We start from the raw sequence: 17500 nt of genomic DNA on the forward strand, positions 1-17500 counted from the left end.
AAACTTTGTAAAGGGAGCGTATTCTACCTAGAAATTTAGAGAAGATAAATGATTAAACAGTGCTCAAGATCTAAGTGGGTGATCTCTAATAATATAAAGGATCTTTTAAAGAGATCTTTTATTACTCTTACTACTACTGAAGCGGTTTTCTGTTGATAATGTTTAGTTCTATATTTAAAACATGATCTTAAGTCAGATCCAAAGGTGTTAATATGATCGGATCTAACCGCTAACAAGCTCTGATCAAAAGACCTATTTATACACAGGGCAATATCGAATGGATCTTATCCAATGGATAAACTAGGTTAAAAACGCAGGTAAATCAGTGTTTATCCACAATCTGATCTAAATTATCAGTAAATTGTGGGTAACTTTTTTAATAGATCTTGCCACTCTATACTTTAAAGACCCACAGACTTGATCCAGCTGGGTAGCCAGGCTAAGGCCGTATCTTCTGGCAGTTGTTCATCTAATATATTTAGCTCTAAACGTTCTGCTACGCGGCTTGCGCCTTTACTTATAAATAAATCATCAATATGACGGCCTGCGTAGTTATATGTGTCGTAACTGGTGTCACCTAAACCTATAACACTGTACTTTAATCCTTTTAAATCAATTTGTTGGTTAACTGATTCAATAAAAGGAAGTAAGTTTTCAGGGTAATCACCGGCACCATAAGTCGATGTGCATAATAGCCAGATAGTGTCTTGTTGATCGATATCATTGAAAACGGGTTGTTCATGAAGCTTTACTTGAATCCCTTGTTGTTCAAGGGATTCAGCGAGCTGCTCTGCAACATATTCGGCAGATCCCATTTGACTACCCACAATGATATTTACTGATTGCATGTCGTTGATCGTGTAATGAGTTAAGTGGGCACATAATAACGAACTTGTAGTGTGAGTAAAGTGTTGAATTACGATCTGAATAAGTTTTTATGTTCAAAAATCACTCTTTAATTTTTATTTTGTTTTAAGTTTTTGATTTATAATGTTTTTAATTTATTTCGCTAATTTAAAGTCGTTGATCAAGCTGTTAGTAAATTTGGGGAAAGTTCTGATCAAGGCTATTTTCTAGACGTGCATAACTTTGCTAAGTGATTGATCTTTAAATATCTGAATTGAAAGAATCGCTCAGATCGGGGGGAGGTATTTGGTGAGATCGTTTTGTGGATAGATCGCTTGTTGATAACGATCGAATTGTATTTTTCGATCGGTAAATTCGATCGAAAAAAACGAAAAATAAACGAAAAAATTAGTTTTTAAAGGTAAAAACCTCTAAAAAACTGCCATATTTACTCTGAATAACAAAAATGACAGTGATAAATAGTGATCGTTTAGCTGTTTAGATCTAAAAACAGGCCAAATGTGGATAACATTTTTACCAATCGCCGATCTAAATTGTATTTAAGATCAGCTTTATGGCTGGTGGCTCGTTATTTCCAAGCTGTGTTAAGTGTTTTTTTAGCGTTTCACCAACAAGATCATATAGAGAATTCCCCAAAGAAAATCGTTTAACCCCACCAGCAAATGCTATTTTTGGGCAGTTAAAATCTGCCATTGCCATCACATTTATTGGAATATTAAGTGCGTTAACCAGCATTTTTATCTGTTCAATTTTGCAAAGTCCAGGTACAAACACACCGTCTGCTCCTGCATTTTCATAGGCTTTTGCTCGTGCTAATGTCAGCTCATAGGGATCTTTTTCTATTAAATATGTGTCGGTTCTGGCATTAATAAAGAGCTTTTCGAAGCCATTTTCATCCAGAGTTTGCTTTATTTTCTCTATAATAGTGCACTGTTGATCAAGCGATCTTAACTGTGATGTTACTTTGTCAGAGTCTTCTATATTTATACCTACAACCCCTAACTTGGCTAAGCTAAGTACATGCTGGCTAATTACGTGTGCGTCGTTACTATAGCCTGACTCAATGTCTACAGATAAAGGGATAGTGAGGTGATTGATGAGTGTTTTGACCAGCGATAGTAGGTAACTAAATGGGATCTTCTCACCATCTTGTAAGCCATAACTTGCGGCAATTCCCCAACTTGTTGTTGCAAGGGCTTTTGCTCCTGAAGCTTGAATAAATTGCGCTGAGCTTAGATCCCATGCATTAGGTAATACAAAGCCTGTTTGTTGCTTATGTAATTGATGAAAAATGTGATATTTATCCATGATGTCCTCCTATAAATGACATCAATAGATTAATGAGTGTAAGATTTATTGCTGGCTGTATTCGGCACTGAACCTGTTAATGAAAGTGCTGTTTATGAACAAGAAAAGAGTCTTGCGACTCTTTTCTAATAATGATGACCGGCGTTTATTTACCGATACAGAACGAGCTAAATATTTTGCCGAGCAAATCATCAGACGTGAATTCACCTGTAATTTCATTTAGGAACTGCTGAGTTAAGCGTAACTCTTCAGCTAATATTTCACCGGCAATATGCTGTTCAAGTTGCTCTTTACCTGTATGCAGATGATGCGCTGCATGGTGTAGTGCATCGAGATGACGACGACGGGCCATAAAGCCACCTTCGGTTGCGCCTTGAAAACCGATACATGCTTTTAAGTGAGTACGAACTAACTCTATACCTTCAGCATTTTTGGCGCTTAATCGAATGACAGGGTATTGATCATGTTCATCCATACCGACATTTTCACCCGAAATATCGGCTTTATTTCGGATCACCGTGACGCCCATGCCTTGTGGTAACTTAGACATAAACTCTGGCCAGATAGCATGTGGATCTGTAGCGTCGGTGTCGGTGCCATCTAACATAAATAACACGCGATCGGCTTGATTAATTTCTTCCCAGGCGCGTTCAATACCAATTTGCTCTACCTTGTCTGGACTTTCTCGAAGGCCGGCTGTGTCGATAATGTGAAGCGGCATACCATCTATATGAATATGTTCTCGCAGTACGTCTCGTGTGGTGCCGGCTATGTCGGTAACAATGGCTGCATCACGACCCGCTAACGCATTTAATAAACTTGATTTACCCGCATTCGGTCGACCTGCAATGACTACACGCATACCTTCGCGCATTATCGTCCCTTGCTTTGCTTGTTGCGTGACATTATCAAGTTGTTGAATGATGGCATCGAGATCATTTGCTACTTTTCCATCTGTCAGAAAATCGATTTCTTCATCTGGAAAATCTATGGCTGCTTCAACATACATACGTAAATGAATGACTTTTTCCACCAGCATCTCTATGTGTTTTGAGAACTCACCTTGAAGAGATTGCAGGGCGCTTTTTGCAGCTTGCTCACTGGTTGCGTTAATGAGGTCGGCAATTGCTTCGGCTTGTGTTAAATCAAGCTTGTCATTCATGAATGCACGTTCTGAGAATTCCCCTGGTTTTGCTAACCGTACACCTTCAATATGGCTAATTTCTTTTAATAGCATATCGAGTACAACAGGACCGCCATGTCCTTGTAGTTCAAGTACATCTTCACCGGTAAAAGAATTTGGTCCTTGGAAGAAAAGGGCAATACCTTGATCTAGCTGTGCGCCGTCTAAGCTCTTAAAAGGCACATAGTCTGCGTAACGTGTTTTAGGACAGCGACCAATAATATGCTCTGCTACCGTTTTGGCTAAGCTGCCAGAAACGCGAATAATACCAACGCCACCTCGTCCGGGTGCGGTCGCTTGCGCTGCAATTGTATCTTGATTAATCATGCTTTTAGTATTGCCAATATTGAAAATGATGCTGGTTTGTATTGTAACCTATGGCTTAATTTCATGCGAATAGCGGTGTATAAAAATACCAACTTAGTCGTTGCTATTAGTTTTACTTTATTCAACATTAATAAATAATAAACACTAATTGCAAATGATAATTATATTCATTAAGGTATTTGCATCTTACTTTATAATTTAAAAATATATGCGCTATTCTCCTTTATTATTAGCTGTTCTCGCGAGTTTTTCTGGTTTTTCAGTTGCTGAGAATCAACAAACGTCAGATCAAAATGAAATCGAAAAAATCGATGTAATAGGGCGTGCTTTTTCTTTATATCGACCAACCGAGTCAAGCTTCGGGACCCGCACTAATACGCCGATTGAAAAGATCCCACAGTCTATTCAAATTTTGCCACAGGAGCTGATTAACGATCAGGCTGCCCGACAGATTACCGATTTATACAGTAATATTGCCGGTGTAAATGGTTTTAGTTATTCAGGTGTAACATTTCGTGGTTTTCGCCAAGATGAAATTTTATATGATGGTGTCAAAGGCGATCCATTCAACGGCTTTGCTGTTCCACAATTATTTAATATTGAACAAGTTGCGGTGTTAAAAGGGCCTGCGGGTGCTATATACGGTAGCGGTAATCCAGGTGGTATTATTAATTATGTAACCAAGAAGCCAACCTTTACTGAAAAGCACAGTATTGAAGTTGAGCTTGGTAATGATGACTTTATTAGTGGCGCATTAGAAAGTACAGGGCCCTTGAGTGACTCATTAGATAATCATGCTTATCGTGTTGGTTTGTATCGTGATTCAGAAAAGCCATTTCGCGCTAATACCAGCAGTGATAATACGATTGTTGATCTTGGTTATACTTGGCTGATAAGCAGCGCAACAGAGCTTACAACGCAATATACGTATATAGAGCAAGAATTAGGAGGAGCACGCCTTCGTGGGGTGCCTGCTGATGATAATGGGCATTTTATTACGGATATTAGCTGGAATCATAATGAAGCGACTGATTTCCAAAATGTTGAGGCGCATGTTTATCAAGCTATTTTAAAACACGACATTAATGATGTATGGCGTACGGATATTACAGCACGTTATTTTGATAATAAAGAAGTGCAAAATTACCATGAGCCGAGAGGGCTTGTGGATACCAATGGCGATGGCATTGTTGATTGGAGTCACCGCGAATTTCGTGATCAACTTCGTGAAAATACAGGGTTTAGCTTAACCGCTAATGCGGTAGCTGAGTTTATATTTGCTAATATGCAACACCAAGTCTTATTTGGTAGTGATTGGTATGAGCATGATTTCGAAAGTGTTTACCGCACAGCTACGCAACAAAGTAAAGGAGGGCCTGTCCCTGGGCTTGACCTTCAAGATCCCGAGTATGGTTTAACGTCTCGCGATGATTATGATCTCAATGCTATTACACCCAGACTTGGCAGTACTCATAGCACACGCTTTGGTGCTTATGTGCAAGACCAACTTGATGTCACTGCCAACTGGAGCATAACCGCAGGGTTAAGATACGATCGCTTTGAAGACAAAGATGAGTTAAATCAGACCGAGTTTTCTGATAGCGATGTCACTTATCGTGTCGGCACCAGTTACAATATTAATGATACTTTCTTTCCTTACGCCTTATATGGTACTGGTTTTGTACCACAAAGTGCCAGCGATCAAGAAACAGCCAAGGGCGGACCTTTTGCTCCTGAAACAAGTCGTATAAATGAGGTGGGCTTAAGAACGAAGCTTGTTGATGATAGCTTAGCTGTGAATATGGCCGCTTATGACATTGTGCGCAAAAATATTCTGCAACCCAGTTTGTTGGGTGATGTTGCAGGCGATGGGGTTGATGATTTAGTGGCCGTCGGCGAAGTGCAAAGTAAAGGGTTTGAACTCGAAGTGGTTGGTGATATTACCGAGCGTTGGGTTGTGACAGCAAGTTATGCCTATAATGATACCCGTATCACTAAAGCCAATGACAGCATACGTAATCAAATTCCTAACAGTGATAAGTTTGCCAATGCGCCGCAAAATACCCTGGGTATTTGGACACGCTATGAACTACCTCGCGTATCGTCATCTATTTCTGCAGGTTTAGACTATGTTGATGAGCAGCTTAGCTTGGGCGGACAACGTGTTCAACCTTACACTATCTACAATATGGCATGGCAAACGACCTTAAATAACTGGCAATGGCAGCTATCAGTTAAAAATGTGTTTGATAAAGAATATGCAAGCAGTGGCTTTATTGAACGTACGGGGCATTTTCCCGGTGAGCCACGCCGTGTTTATTTAAGTGCTAAATACAGCTTTTAATGGTGGCGTGTGAGCGCTAAGCAGTGGTTTAACTTACATTCGTGGGCAGGACTTGTTGTTGGGGTCCTGCTTTTTGTTATTTGTGTGTCCGGTACGTTAGCAACCCTTAGTCACGAGATAGAGTACCTGACTGAGAGTAAATATCGTGCTTTAAGCTCTTCACCCATGACTAACTATCCCGCGATAGAATCCAGTCTTAATAAGCATTATCCCAATGCACAAGTACTGTATATCCATCGTCATAAGCAAGATTATTTAGCCACAGAAGTTGCGCTAAAAATAAATGATACATTTCGGTTTGTTTATCTTGATGCTGCCTCAGGAGAAGTATTAGGAGAAGGAGAGTGGGCACGAATATCGCGGTTTTTACGTAACTGGCATATGAATTTATCCATGGGCTGGACTGGTAAGTTGATTGTGACAAGCTTAAGTATCTTAGTACTTATATTACTGGTCTCGAGCTTTTTTGTTTACCGACGCTGGTGGCAAGGCTTTCTTAAAAAGCCAGCCCCACTTTTATTGCATAAACGCAATGGTTGGGCAGACTGGCATAAGCTTGTAGGACTTTGGAGTACGTGGTTTATTGCTGTTATGGCGGTAACGGGTCTTTGGTATCTGATAGAGCATGGATTGCAAACAGCCAAAGTAGATCATTATGTTGCAGAACCTACAAAGGTTATTGCGCTAAAACAAAGCGCGTCGACAAGTAATATGATGCCAATATCTTTAACGGCCGCATACGAAGCAGCACAACAGGCTTTTCCTAGTTTAGATATTCGTTACATTGGTTACGGACAAAAAGCAGCACAGCCTATCGAAGTTCGTGGCTATAATAACGATATTTTACTGCGCTTACGCGCTAATCGCGTCTATATAAATGCAAGCACAGGGGCCGTGTTAGGCATTCAAAAAGGGCAAGACTTGCCGTTTGTTCCACGTATAAAAGACACCGCTGATCCACTGCATTTTGGAAACTTTGCAGGTCTAGGCACAAAGTTTATTTGGGCTATTTTTGGTAGCTTGATGAGCGGTGTTAGTGGTGTTGGAATTTACATGAGCTGGCTGAGAGTTAAACGCAAAGCAACCGTTTCTAGCTGGTTAGGTGTATCAGGTTATATAGCCATAGGCTTGGTTATAGGCTCTGTGGTAATAACAAGCGTTAGCGTTAGTGAACGTAGCGTGCCAAAGCAGCTTTATGCACCTGTACTCGGTTAAAAATAACTGGGCATTAAAAAAGGCGACCTAAGTCGCCTTTTTTGTGCGTAAGGGTTTTAGCCTCTTACTTTAATGCCTTTTTTCTCCATTCCACGGTAGATGATAAGCATCTGCGCGATAGAGATAAGGTTCGATACTAACCAGTAAAGTACAAGGCCAGATGGGAACCATAAGAAGAATACAGAGAAGATTACCGGCATAAACGTCATCATTTTTTGCTGCATTGGATCTTGAACCGTCATCGGTTGCAGCTTTTGTGTGATGAACATACTTGCACCAAATAAAATTGGTAATACGTAGTATGGGTCTTTCGCTGATAAGTCAGTTAACCATAATACAAACTCAGCATGGCGCAATTCTGTTGATTCTAAGAATACGTAGAATAGTGCTAAGAAGATTGGCATTTGTAGTAAAAGCGGTAAGCAGCCACCCATCGGGTTTACTTTCTCTTTGCGGTACATTTCCATCATAGCTTGACCGAACTTTTGACGATCATCGCCAAATTTCTCTTTTAGTGCGGCCATTTTAGGTTGTAATGCGCGCATTTTCGCCATTGACGTGTATTGTGCTTTTGTCAGTGGGTACATTGCAGATTTAACAATGACAGTAATAGCGATGATAGCTAGACCCCAGTTACCTAGGATACTGTGCAACCATTTAAGTAGCACGAATAATGGTTGCGAGATGAACCATAACCAGCCGTAATCAACCGTAAGGTCTAAGTCTGGGTGAATTGCTTCAAGTACATCAGACTCTTTCGGGCCCATATAGTAAGTCGAAGCAAGGGTTGTTTGTGTGCCAGCTTGTACGTTAACAGCTTCACCTTTAGTACCAATAATGGCAGCATTGCCAGCCACTAATTTGCTGTATAGCGTATTTTGTTGGTCTTGCTGTGGAACCCATGCACTTACAAAGTAGTGTTGAATAAACGCAATATAACCACCAGCCGTCGTAACATTTAGGTTTTTATCGGCCATATCAGAGAAGCTGTATTTTTCGTAAGGCTCTTCTTCAGTACCGTATGCAGCCCCTAAGTAGTTTTGATCAACTAAGCTACCTTTATCTTGTACTGTACGCTTCACTTGCGTGTAAAGCTGCACTTGAATCGGATCCGCTGTTACGTTATTTACCGTGTACTCTAAATCTACAGCGTAGTCGCCTTTCTTGAAGATATAAGTTTTGGTAAATGTCACACCTTTGCTGTCGGTAAACTCGAGTGGTACACGAAGCTCATCGCCATTTAAGGTGAACGATTTTTGTGTGGTTTTATAAACAGGGCGACCAGCAACAGTTGCATCTGGGCCGTTTAAACCAATTAAGCCACTTTGTGAGAAGTATTGATTACCGTCAAACTCACCAAGTAGCATAAAAGGTGTATCACTGCCTTTTGTCTCTTCGTATTGAAGTAAGTCTGCTTCAATAATGTCACCACCGCGGGTGTCAATTTTTACAGTGAAGACATCAGTTGTTACATCAATAACTGAGCGCTTTGCTGTTGTAGCAACAGGAACTTCACCGTCAGATGATGCTGGAATAAAGTCATCTGACTCTGATGTTGTTGCGCCTAGTGTTTGTGTTGTGGCACTTGGATCAGCTTTTGGTGCATTGTAGTCGTTATTCCACTCTTGGAATAATAAAAACGACACAAGCATCAAGCCGATTAATAAAAACGTGCGTTGCGATTCCATAACAGCTCTTATTTCTCGTGTTGGTGGTTAATATGATTTTTTGCAGGAACGGGATCATCCCCACCTGCATGTAAAGGGTGACATTTTAATATGCGTTTAACTGCTAACCAACTGCCTTTTACACTTCCATGCAAATTAATTGCTTGAATAGCATAATGAGAACAGCTTGGATTAAAGCGGCAATGTGGACCTAATAGCGGGCTTATCCAATTTTGATAGCCACGAATTAGCATGACTAAACAGCGCTTTGGAATAGCAACAAGTGGTTTAAGTAACCTCATGGTGTGTCTGCCCCTGCGTTAATTTAGTCAATGGAATACCATGAATTTAAATTCCCAAGATAGAATTTTAAATGCATGATTAAAAGGTGAGCTAAAGATACCTTAATTATGCCCGTAATTCTATTGATATCAGGCTTGTTTATTAGATTTTGCTGATTTATTAGGGCGTTTTTTGAAAGGGGGTGGTTTTGGTGCACCCGGCTTGCAGCGTTCGTTAATTTTTCGCCACAATTTATTTAATTGTTTTGTTAACTCTTCGTTTGACTGCTCATCAATGCCACTTTTAACCATAAGCACAATATCAATGTTATCGATTTTGTGTTGATTTAAACGAAAACTTTCGCGAGCAAGTCGTTTAATACGATTACGTTGGCAGGCTTTTTTAACACGTTTTTTAGCGACAGTAAGACCTAGTCGAGGACTTGTTTGGTCATTGGGTTTTGCTAATAAGGTAAAGAAAGGAGTCGCAGCGCGAGCTGGTTCATTAAATATACGAGAGTAATGCGAGGGAGTTAACAAACGTAACTCCCTGCTGAAGCTAAAGTCTTCCACTTATATTAAGCAGAAAGAACTTTACGGCCTTTAGCACGACGACGAGCTAATACTTTACGGCCATTTGCTGTTGCCATACGAGCACGGAAACCGTGTGTACGTTTGCGTTTTAAAACGCTAGGTTGAAAAGTTCTTTTCATAACAATTCCATCCGATCGGTTAAGGTTAAAACATCCTATGCAGGTCGCGATCCTGGCACAGGTGCCATTGCGAGCGCGAGATATTATAGATGAAGACAACAAAAGTCAATCATAATTACACGGCTAACACAGTAATTATAAAGGATCCTGTCGCTCGATCATATAGGATCATCATAAATAAGAAGTTTTCCACAGCCTCTGTATAAAAAGTGAATAAAAGCTTGGGAAAAGCAAATTAGATCGTAGAATTTAATCGCGATCTAGCTGCGAATTTGCTATGATCACTATTCGGATGTAAAAAATAAACCCTATAAAAATCATGTGGTTGTCTTTTTGTGAAGACGAGATCATATTTTTCAGAAAAATCAATCTTGTACTTGTGGATAAAGTGCCTTCATAATACTCGGTCTAGGCCAAGAAAATTGGTCAAAGATTAGTAATAAATGTATGATTTTCCATCATTAAAGATGAACGGGAATAATAATTAAATCTCTGGGAGTTTAATAGTGTATCTGTCGGTTTGGCAAAGTTGTTTATATGTATTGCAAGATGAACTGCCGTCACAGCAGTTCAGTATGTGGGTAAGACCACTACAAGCAGAAAGTACCGAAGATACGTTAACTATATATGCGCCGAATCGTTTTGTTCTTGATTGGGTGAGAGAAAAGTATTTAAACCGTATAAATGAACTGCTCGTTGAAATTTGTGGTGATGAAGCGCCCGAGTTACGTTTTGACGTAGGCAGTAAACCTATTTTAAATGCGCAAGCCGCCGTGCCAGCTGCGAGTGCTCCTGTTAGTGCTCAACACACATCTGAGAAACAACAGCCTAAACCTGAAAAAGCGAATGTAGAACCTGCACCAAAATCGGGTTATAAATCAAACATTAAAGAAAATTATACGTTTGATAGTTTTGTTGAAGGTAAATCAAACCAGCTAGCAAAAGCAGCCGCAACTCAAGTTGCAGACAACCCAGGGTCTGCCTTTAATCCCGTGTTTATTTATGGCGGTACAGGTTTAGGTAAAACGCATTTATTGCATGCTGTAGGTAATGGCATCATGGCGAATAAACCGGATGCAAAAATTGTTTATATGCATTCCGAGCGTTTTGTCCAAGACATGGTTAAAGCACTTCAAAATAACGCAATAGAAGAGTTTAAACGTTATTACCGAAGCGTTGATGCATTGATGATTGATGACATCCAATTTTTCGCTAATAAAGAACGTTCTCAAGAAGAATTTTTCCATACCTTCAATGCATTACTTGAAGGAAATCAACAGATTATATTAACTTCAGACCGCTATCCAAAAGAGATAGAAGGGGTTGAAGATCGCCTTAAGTCTCGCTTTGGATGGGGGTTAACGATTGCCATTGAGCCTCCTGAGCTTGAGACGCGCGTTGCTATTTTGATGAAAAAAGCGCAGCAGAGTAAAATTAATTTACCGCATGAAGTAGCCTTTTTTATTGCCAAGAAACTACGTTCAAATGTGCGTGAGTTAGAAGGGGCATTAAACCGTGTGATTGCAAATGCGAACTTTACCGGTCGTCCAATATCAATCGATTTTGTAAAAGAAGCGTTGCGCGACTTACTCGCATTGCAAGATAAGCTCGTAACCATCGATAACATTCAGCGCACAGTCGCAGAGTATTACCGTATTCGTGTTTCAGACCTATTATCTAAGCGCCGCAGTCGTTCTGTAGCACGACCGCGCCAGGTTGCTATGGCTTTATCTAAAGAGCTCACTAATCACAGTTTACCTGAGATTGGTGATGCGTTTGGCGGGCGTGACCATACAACGGTACTGCATGCCTGTCGTAAAGTTAAATCACTGCGTGATGAAAGTCACGAGGTGAAAGAAGATTATCAAAACTTAATAAGAACCTTGTCATCTTAAGGCTGACTTTATTATGCAAATAACAATATCAAGAGAGCAATTTTTAAAACCTTTAGTTCAAGTGTCGGGTGCGATTGAACGCAAGCACACCTTACCGATTTTATCGAACGTACTGTTAGTTGTAGAAAATGGACAACTATCAATGACGGGTACCGATCTTGAAATTGAGTTAGTAGCAAGCGTATTTGTAGGTGAAGACACCGCAGATACAAAATTAACCTTGCCAGCTAAAAAGTTACTCGATATTTGTAAAAGTTTACCCGATGGCTCTGAACTTACTTTAAGTAGCCAAGATCATCAGTTATTACTAACCAGTGGTAAAAGTCGCTTTTCATTGACCACATTAGCTGCAGAAGATTTTCCGAATCTTGAACAATGGGATGGCGAAGTTGAGTTTCAGTTAACCCGTGTAGAGTTACGTAAACTACTTGAAAGTACTCATTTTTCAATGGCGAACCAAGACGTACGCTATTATTTAAATGGTATGTCGTTTGAAGTCGACAATGCCGACATTAAAACAGTGGCAACAGACGGTCACCGTTTAGCGATTGCACAAAAGCAGTTAGCTCAGTCGCTTAATACACAGCGTCAGCTTATTATTCCACGCAAGGGTGTGCAAGAAATCATGCGTTTAATGGTGGCTGATGATGAGTTAGTAACAATTCAATTTGGCGCTAATCATATTCGTATTATTGATACCGAGTTTACGTTTACAAGTAAATTGGTAGATGGTCGTTTTCCTGATTACCGCCGAGTATTACCACGTGGTGGCGATAAAGTTATTACTGCCAATAGAGAATGGTTACGCAGCGCATTTCAACGTGTGTCTATTTTATCGAATGAGAAATTTCGTGGTGTGCGTTTAAATCTTTCTGATGGCTTGTTGAAAATAACTGCCAATAACCCTGAGCAAGAGCAAGCAGAAGAAGTGGTTGAGGTTATGTATCAAGGTGGTGAGCTGGAAATTGGTTTTAATGTTTCGTATGTACTCGATGTTTTGAATACATTAAAAACAGAAGATGTCACTTTTACCCTTGCAGATTCAAACAGTAGCGCGCTAATAGAAGGTGCTGGTGACGAAGAAGCGATGTATGTTGTTATGCCGATGCGCTTATAACCTTTTATGAGTTTAAGTCATTTAAGCCTCAATAATTTTCGTAATATTGAGGCGCTGACACTTGAGCCGATAAATGGAATTAATATTATTTATGGCGAAAATGGCAGCGGAAAAACCAGCCTTTTAGAGGCTATTTATTTCCTTTCACATGGTAAATCATTTCGAACCGCCAAGCATAAAAGTATCATTCAACATCAGCAAGACAAGTTTGTTATTCATGGTCGTAAGGCATTACATGACTTGTCGATTCCGATTGGTATAAGTAAAAACCAAGCGGGTGAAACATCATTAAAGATCCAGGGTAAAACGAGTCGAAAGATCTCAGAGTTGGCGCAGCTAATTCCTGTGCAAGTGATTACACCTGAAAGCTATTCTTTATTTTTCGGTGGACCAAAAGAGCGTAGAAAATTTTTAGATTTAGGATTGTTCCACGTGGAACATGACTTTTTTTATTTATGGCAATCATTCAATAAAGTATTAAAACAACGTAATGCATTGCTGAAGAGTAAACCTAGGAATTATTTCGAGCAGATCAAGTTTTGGGACAAAGAATTTGTTAGACTAGCAGAACAAATAAATAATTTAAGAATCGCGTATATAAGTAGGTTTAAGCAGCAATTTTTTGATAAAATGTGTGCAGAATTAACGCTTATACGCGATTTAGAAATTAGCTTTAACGCGGGTTGGAAAGAGAGCGAATCGCTCTCAGAGGCTCTTGAACAGAGCTTTGAACGTGATGCCAAACAGGGTTTCACAAGCAAAGGCCCGCATAAAGCTGATTTTAGTTTTAGCGTTTCTGGTAATAGTGTGGAAAATACATTTTCACGCGGTCAATTGAAGCTCTTGCTTTATGCGTTGAAAGTAACGCAAAATAGCTTAATTGAATCAGAAACTGATAAGCAATCTATATTGCTAATAGATGACTTACCTTCGGAGTTAGGTGAAGATACAAAGGAAAAAGTGGGTCAGCTTTTATCGCATTGCGATTCACAACTTTTTATCTCATCTATTTTATCTGAAAGTATTTCTGCTGTGGTGGAACCCATGCAACGAGAACTAAAAATGTTCCACGTGAAACATGGCAACCTAATAACAAGATAAGTGGGATTAACCATGTCTGAGAATTACGATTCGTCGAGTATTAAAGTGCTTAAAGGATTAGACGCAGTAAGAAAGCGTCCTGGAATGTATATAGGGGACACCGATGACGGTACAGGCTTACACCATATGGTGTTTGAGGTTGTTGATAACTCTATCGATGAAGCCTTAGCTGGTCATTGTGATGATATTTATGTAACGATTCACTTAGACGGTTCAGTCTCTGTAAGAGATAACGGTCGTGGTATTCCTACTTCAATCCATGAAGAAGAAGGTGTATCAGCTGCTGAAGTTATCATGACGGTACTTCATGCTGGTGGTAAATTTGATGATAACTCTTATAAAGTATCGGGCGGTTTACACGGTGTAGGTGTTTCTGTTGTAAATGCTTTATCGGAAAAGCTAAAGTTAACTATCCGTCGCGAAGGTAAACTTCATCAACAAACGTATACAATGGGTGTGCCAGATGCACCATTAGCTGTTATTGGTGACGCGACTGATACAGGCACTGAATTACGTTTTTGGCCAAGCGGTGAAACATTCACTGACCTAAACTTCCACTACGATATTTTAGCGAAGCGTTTACGTGAGCTGTCTTTCTTGAACTCGGGCGTAAGTATTATTCTTACCGATGAGCGTGAAGAAGCGAAAAAAGACCATTTTAAATACGAAGGGGGTATTCAAGCCTTTGTTGAGTATTTAAATCGCAATAAAACACCTGTCCATAAAAGTGTTTTCCACTTTACGCATGAGCGTGAAGAAGACGGCATAAATGTTGAAGTGTCTATGCAATGGAACGATGGTTTCCAAGAGAGCATCTACTGTTTCACAAATAACATTCCACAACGTGATGGTGGTACGCACTTAGCTGGCTTTAGAGCTGCACTTACGCGTACACTAAACAATTACATGGAAAAAGAAGGCTTTAATAAAAAAGCTAAAACAACAAGCAACGCCACGGGTGATGATGCTCGTGAAGGTTTAACAGCCGTTGTGAGTGTTAAAGTTCCTGATCCAAAGTTCTCATCACAAACGAAAGATAAATTAGTATCAAGCGAAGTTAAATCTGCTGTAGAACAAGCCATGGCAGAAAAACTAACAGAGTTTTTATTAGAAAACCCTGTTGATGCTAAAACTGTTGTTGGCAAAATTATTGATGCAGCACGAGCGCGTGAAGCAGCGCGTAAAGCACGTGAAATGACTCGTCGTAAAGGCGCTATGGATTTAGCTGGTTTACCGGGTAAGTTAGCAGACTGCCAAGAAAAAGATCCTGCACTTTCTGAATTATACATAGTGGAGGGTGACTCTGCGGGTGGTTCAGCTAAGCAGGGTCGTAATCGTAAAAACCAAGCAATCTTGCCATTGAAAGGTAAAATATTAAACGTTGAAAAAGCACGTTTTGATAAAATGCTATCTTCGCAAGAAGTTGCGACTCTTATTACCGCATTAGGATGTGGTATTGGCCGTGACGAATACAATCCAGAAAAACTGCGTTACCACCGTATCATTATCATGACCGATGCGGACGTGGATGGTTCTCACATTCGTACACTATTACTTACTTTCTTCTACCGTCAAATGCCAGAGATTGTAGAACGTGGTTATATTTATATTGCACAACCACCACTTTATAAAGTGAAAAAAGGTAAGCAAGAGCGTTATATAAAAGACGATCCAGCACTTGTTGATTACTTAACATCATTGGCGTTAAATAACGCTGCGCTATACACAAGTGAGGGTGCAACCGCACTCGAAGGTGAAGCATTAGAGTCTATTGTTCACGATTATCAAAACACGGTAAAAGTGATTGAGCGCTTAAAACGTAAATACCCGAACACGGTTATGGAACGTTTAATCTATCAAAGTGAGTTAAAAGAAGCTGACCTTGCAGATGAAGCGAAAGTAAAAGAGTGGACTAACATATTAGTTGATGACTTAATTGCTCGCGATGAAGATGCGACTATTTTCCATGCTGGAACAGAACATGATGCTGAGCGTAATTTATATTACCCTGTAGTGAATATTCGTCAGCACGGCGTAGATAAAGCACACGTATTAAACTACGACTTCATTACTTCACGTGATTATAAGCGTATCGCTGTAACAGGTGTAAACATTGCTAATATCCTTGAAGAAGGCGCCTATATTCAACGTGGAGAAAAAACAATTCCAGTTGATAACTTTGTCGATGCATTAGAGTGGTTAATCAGTGAGTCTAAACGTGGCTTGTATATCCAGCGCTATAAAGGACTGGGCGAGATGAACCCAGATCAGTTATGGGAAACAACCATGGATCCTAGTGCTCGTCGTATGTTGAAAGTAACAATTGAAGATGCCGTTGCTGCTGACCAATTATTCGCAACATTAATGGGCGACCAAGTTGAGCCGCGTCGTGAGTTTATTGAAACGAACGCGCTACGTGTAGTAAACCTAGACGTATAAGCTAAAACACATGATGAAGAAAGGAGCCTATTGGCTCCTTTTTTTATTGCTGAAAAAGCACAAACTGCTTAAAACCTTACTGCACACAAGGTATACTGAGAGCAATTTTCAGACTAAACGCACCAGATACTATAAGCCAAATATGCAAAAATATGACGTTAAAACCTTTCAAGGTTTGATCCTGGCTTTACAGGACTATTGGGCACAGCAAGGCTGTGTGATTGCTCAACCACTCGATATGGAAGTGGGAGCAGGGACATTTCATCCGTTAACTTTCTTAAAGTCGATTGGCCCAGAGCCAATGTCGAGCGCGTATGTTCAACCATGCCGTCGCCCAACTGATGGTCGTTATGGTGAGAACCCAAACCGCTTACAACATTACTACCAATTCCAAGTGGTATTAAAGCCATCACCAGAAAACATTCAAGAGCTCTACTTAGGCTCGTTAGCTGCTGTGGGAATTGATACGCTAACTGATGAAGTGCGCTTCGTAGAAGACAACTGGGAATCACCTACACTGGGTGCATGGGGTCTTGGTTGGGAAATCTGGTTAAACGGCATGGAAGTGACTCAGTTCACTTATTTCCAACAAGTAGGTGGCCTTGAGTGTTCTCCAGTAACAGGTGAAATTACTTATGGTCTTGAGCGTTTAGCGATGTATATTCAGGGCGTAGATAGTATCTATGACCTAGTATGGGCAGATGGTCCAATGGGCCGTGTTACATACGGTGATGTATTTCATCAAAATGAAGTTGAGCAATCAGCGTATAACTTCGAACAAGCTGACGTTGCATTCTTATTCTCTCAATTTGATCACTGCGAAAAAGAAAGTCAAAAGCTAATTGAAGCTGGCTTACCGCTACCTGCTTACGAGCAAGTAATGAAAGCGTCACACGCGTTTAACTTATTAGATGCGCGCCACGCTATCTCAGTAACCGAACGTCAACGTTATATCTTACGTGTACGTGCTTTATCTAAAGCGTGCGCACAGAGTTACTATGATGCACGTGAAGCACTTGGTTTCCCGCTTTGTAAGGATTAAG

General features: G+C 40.2%; 14 protein-coding genes. 7 read left to right on the plus strand and 7 right to left on the minus strand.

From position 1 onward, the window contains the following. Positions 1-401: 401 nt before the first annotated feature. From mioC to mnmE, 3 genes are all read right to left on the minus strand, one after another. Positions 402-848 carry an FMN-binding protein MioC gene (gene mioC, locus BWD47_RS18750; RefSeq protein WP_065978284.1) on the minus strand — a complete coding sequence of 149 codons (447 nt, stop codon included), beginning with the start codon at positions 846-848 and terminating at the stop codon, positions 402-404. 547 nt (positions 849-1395) lie between these two features. Next, positions 1396-2175, minus strand: a complete 780-nt coding sequence (locus BWD47_RS18755; protein WP_074989745.1) for an isocitrate lyase/phosphoenolpyruvate mutase family protein — start codon at positions 2173-2175, stop codon at positions 1396-1398. Positions 2176-2320: 145 nt separating this feature from the next. Beyond that, positions 2321-3685, minus strand: a complete 1365-nt coding sequence (gene mnmE, locus BWD47_RS18760) for a tRNA uridine-5-carboxymethylaminomethyl(34) synthesis GTPase MnmE (protein ID WP_065978282.1) — start codon at positions 3683-3685, stop codon at positions 2321-2323. A gap of 208 nt (positions 3686-3893) precedes the next feature. Here mnmE and BWD47_RS18765 point away from each other — a divergent pair, with 208 nt between their 5' ends. Next, a complete protein-coding gene (locus BWD47_RS18765; protein WP_065978281.1) occupies positions 3894-6029 on the plus strand; it encodes a TonB-dependent siderophore receptor in 2136 nt (711 codons plus the stop codon). Between the two features lie 9 nt (positions 6030-6038). Further along, positions 6039-7244 carry a PepSY domain-containing protein gene (locus BWD47_RS18770; protein ID WP_075594476.1) on the plus strand — a complete coding sequence of 402 codons (1206 nt, stop codon included), beginning with the start codon at positions 6039-6041 and terminating at the stop codon, positions 7242-7244. A 56-nt stretch (positions 7245-7300) separates the two neighbouring features. On the opposite strand, the gene yidC is transcribed toward BWD47_RS18770, so the two are convergent. From yidC to rpmH, 4 genes are all read right to left on the minus strand, one after another. Then, the gene (gene yidC / locus BWD47_RS18775; protein WP_036973695.1) at positions 7301-8932 is read right to left on the minus strand and encodes a membrane protein insertase YidC; all 1632 of its coding nucleotides are present in this window, start codon (positions 8930-8932) and stop codon (positions 7301-7303) included. Between the two features lie 8 nt (positions 8933-8940). Continuing rightward, on the minus strand, positions 8941-9213 hold the full coding sequence (gene yidD / locus BWD47_RS18780; RefSeq protein WP_036973693.1) for a membrane protein insertion efficiency factor YidD: 273 nt from the start codon (positions 9211-9213) through the stop codon (positions 8941-8943). Between the two features lie 129 nt (positions 9214-9342). After that, a complete protein-coding gene (gene rnpA, locus BWD47_RS18785; RefSeq protein WP_036973690.1) occupies positions 9343-9765 on the minus strand; it encodes a ribonuclease P protein component in 423 nt (140 codons plus the stop codon). A 5-nt stretch (positions 9766-9770) separates the two neighbouring features. Beyond that, a complete protein-coding gene (gene rpmH, locus BWD47_RS18790) occupies positions 9771-9905 on the minus strand; it encodes a 50S ribosomal protein L34 (protein WP_008488847.1) in 135 nt (44 codons plus the stop codon). Positions 9906-10411: 506 nt separating this feature from the next. Between rpmH and dnaA the strand changes: the two genes are divergently transcribed. The 5 genes from dnaA to glyQ all read left to right on the plus strand — a co-directional run bounded on the left by dnaA (position 10412) and on the right by glyQ (position 17499). Beyond that, the gene (dnaA, locus tag BWD47_RS18795) at positions 10412-11800 is read left to right on the plus strand and encodes a chromosomal replication initiator protein DnaA (protein ID WP_036973688.1); all 1389 of its coding nucleotides are present in this window, start codon (positions 10412-10414) and stop codon (positions 11798-11800) included. A 13-nt stretch (positions 11801-11813) separates the two neighbouring features. Then, positions 11814-12917, plus strand: a complete 1104-nt coding sequence (gene dnaN / locus BWD47_RS18800) for a DNA polymerase III subunit beta (RefSeq protein ID WP_075594477.1) — start codon at positions 11814-11816, stop codon at positions 12915-12917. 6 nt (positions 12918-12923) lie between these two features. Then, the gene (gene recF / locus BWD47_RS18805; RefSeq protein ID WP_065978278.1) at positions 12924-14018 is read left to right on the plus strand and encodes a DNA replication/repair protein RecF; all 1095 of its coding nucleotides are present in this window, start codon (positions 12924-12926) and stop codon (positions 14016-14018) included. A 12-nt stretch (positions 14019-14030) separates the two neighbouring features. Continuing rightward, complete coding sequence (gyrB, locus tag BWD47_RS18810; RefSeq protein WP_036973684.1) at positions 14031-16457, plus strand: DNA topoisomerase (ATP-hydrolyzing) subunit B; 2427 nt, start codon at positions 14031-14033, stop codon at positions 16455-16457. A 142-nt stretch (positions 16458-16599) separates the two neighbouring features. Further along, positions 16600-17499: a glycine--tRNA ligase subunit alpha gene (gene glyQ, locus BWD47_RS18815; protein WP_036973766.1), complete on the plus strand. Its 900-nt coding sequence runs from the start codon at positions 16600-16602 to the stop codon at positions 17497-17499. The last annotated feature ends 1 nt before the right edge of the window (position 17500 follow it).

This window comes from Pseudoalteromonas sp. PAB 2.2 (assembly GCF_001938575.1).
GTDB lineage: Bacteria > Pseudomonadota > Gammaproteobacteria > Enterobacterales > Alteromonadaceae > Pseudoalteromonas > Pseudoalteromonas lipolytica.

Coding starts and splice junctions, on each gene's coding strand:
- mioC (WP_065978284.1), bottom strand. CDS start 848: ATGCAATCAGTAAATATCATTGTGGGTAGTCAAATGGGATCTGCCGAA.
- BWD47_RS18755 (WP_074989745.1), bottom strand. CDS start 2,175: ATGGATAAATATCACATTTTTCATCAATTACATAAGCAACAAACAGGC.
- mnmE (WP_065978282.1), bottom strand. CDS start 3,685: ATGATTAATCAAGATACAATTGCAGCGCAAGCGACCGCACCCGGACGA.
- BWD47_RS18765 (WP_065978281.1), top strand. CDS start 3,894: ATGCGCTATTCTCCTTTATTATTAGCTGTTCTCGCGAGTTTTTCTGGT.
- yidC (WP_036973695.1), bottom strand. CDS start 8,932: ATGGAATCGCAACGCACGTTTTTATTAATCGGCTTGATGCTTGTGTCG.
- yidD (WP_036973693.1), bottom strand. CDS start 9,213: ATGAGGTTACTTAAACCACTTGTTGCTATTCCAAAGCGCTGTTTAGTC.
- rpmH (WP_008488847.1), bottom strand. CDS start 9,905: ATGAAAAGAACTTTTCAACCTAGCGTTTTAAAACGCAAACGTACACAC.
- dnaN (WP_075594477.1), top strand. CDS start 11,814: ATGCAAATAACAATATCAAGAGAGCAATTTTTAAAACCTTTAGTTCAA.
- recF (WP_065978278.1), top strand. CDS start 12,924: ATGAGTTTAAGTCATTTAAGCCTCAATAATTTTCGTAATATTGAGGCG.
- gyrB (WP_036973684.1), top strand. CDS start 14,031: ATGTCTGAGAATTACGATTCGTCGAGTATTAAAGTGCTTAAAGGATTA.
- glyQ (WP_036973766.1), top strand. CDS start 16,600: ATGCAAAAATATGACGTTAAAACCTTTCAAGGTTTGATCCTGGCTTTA.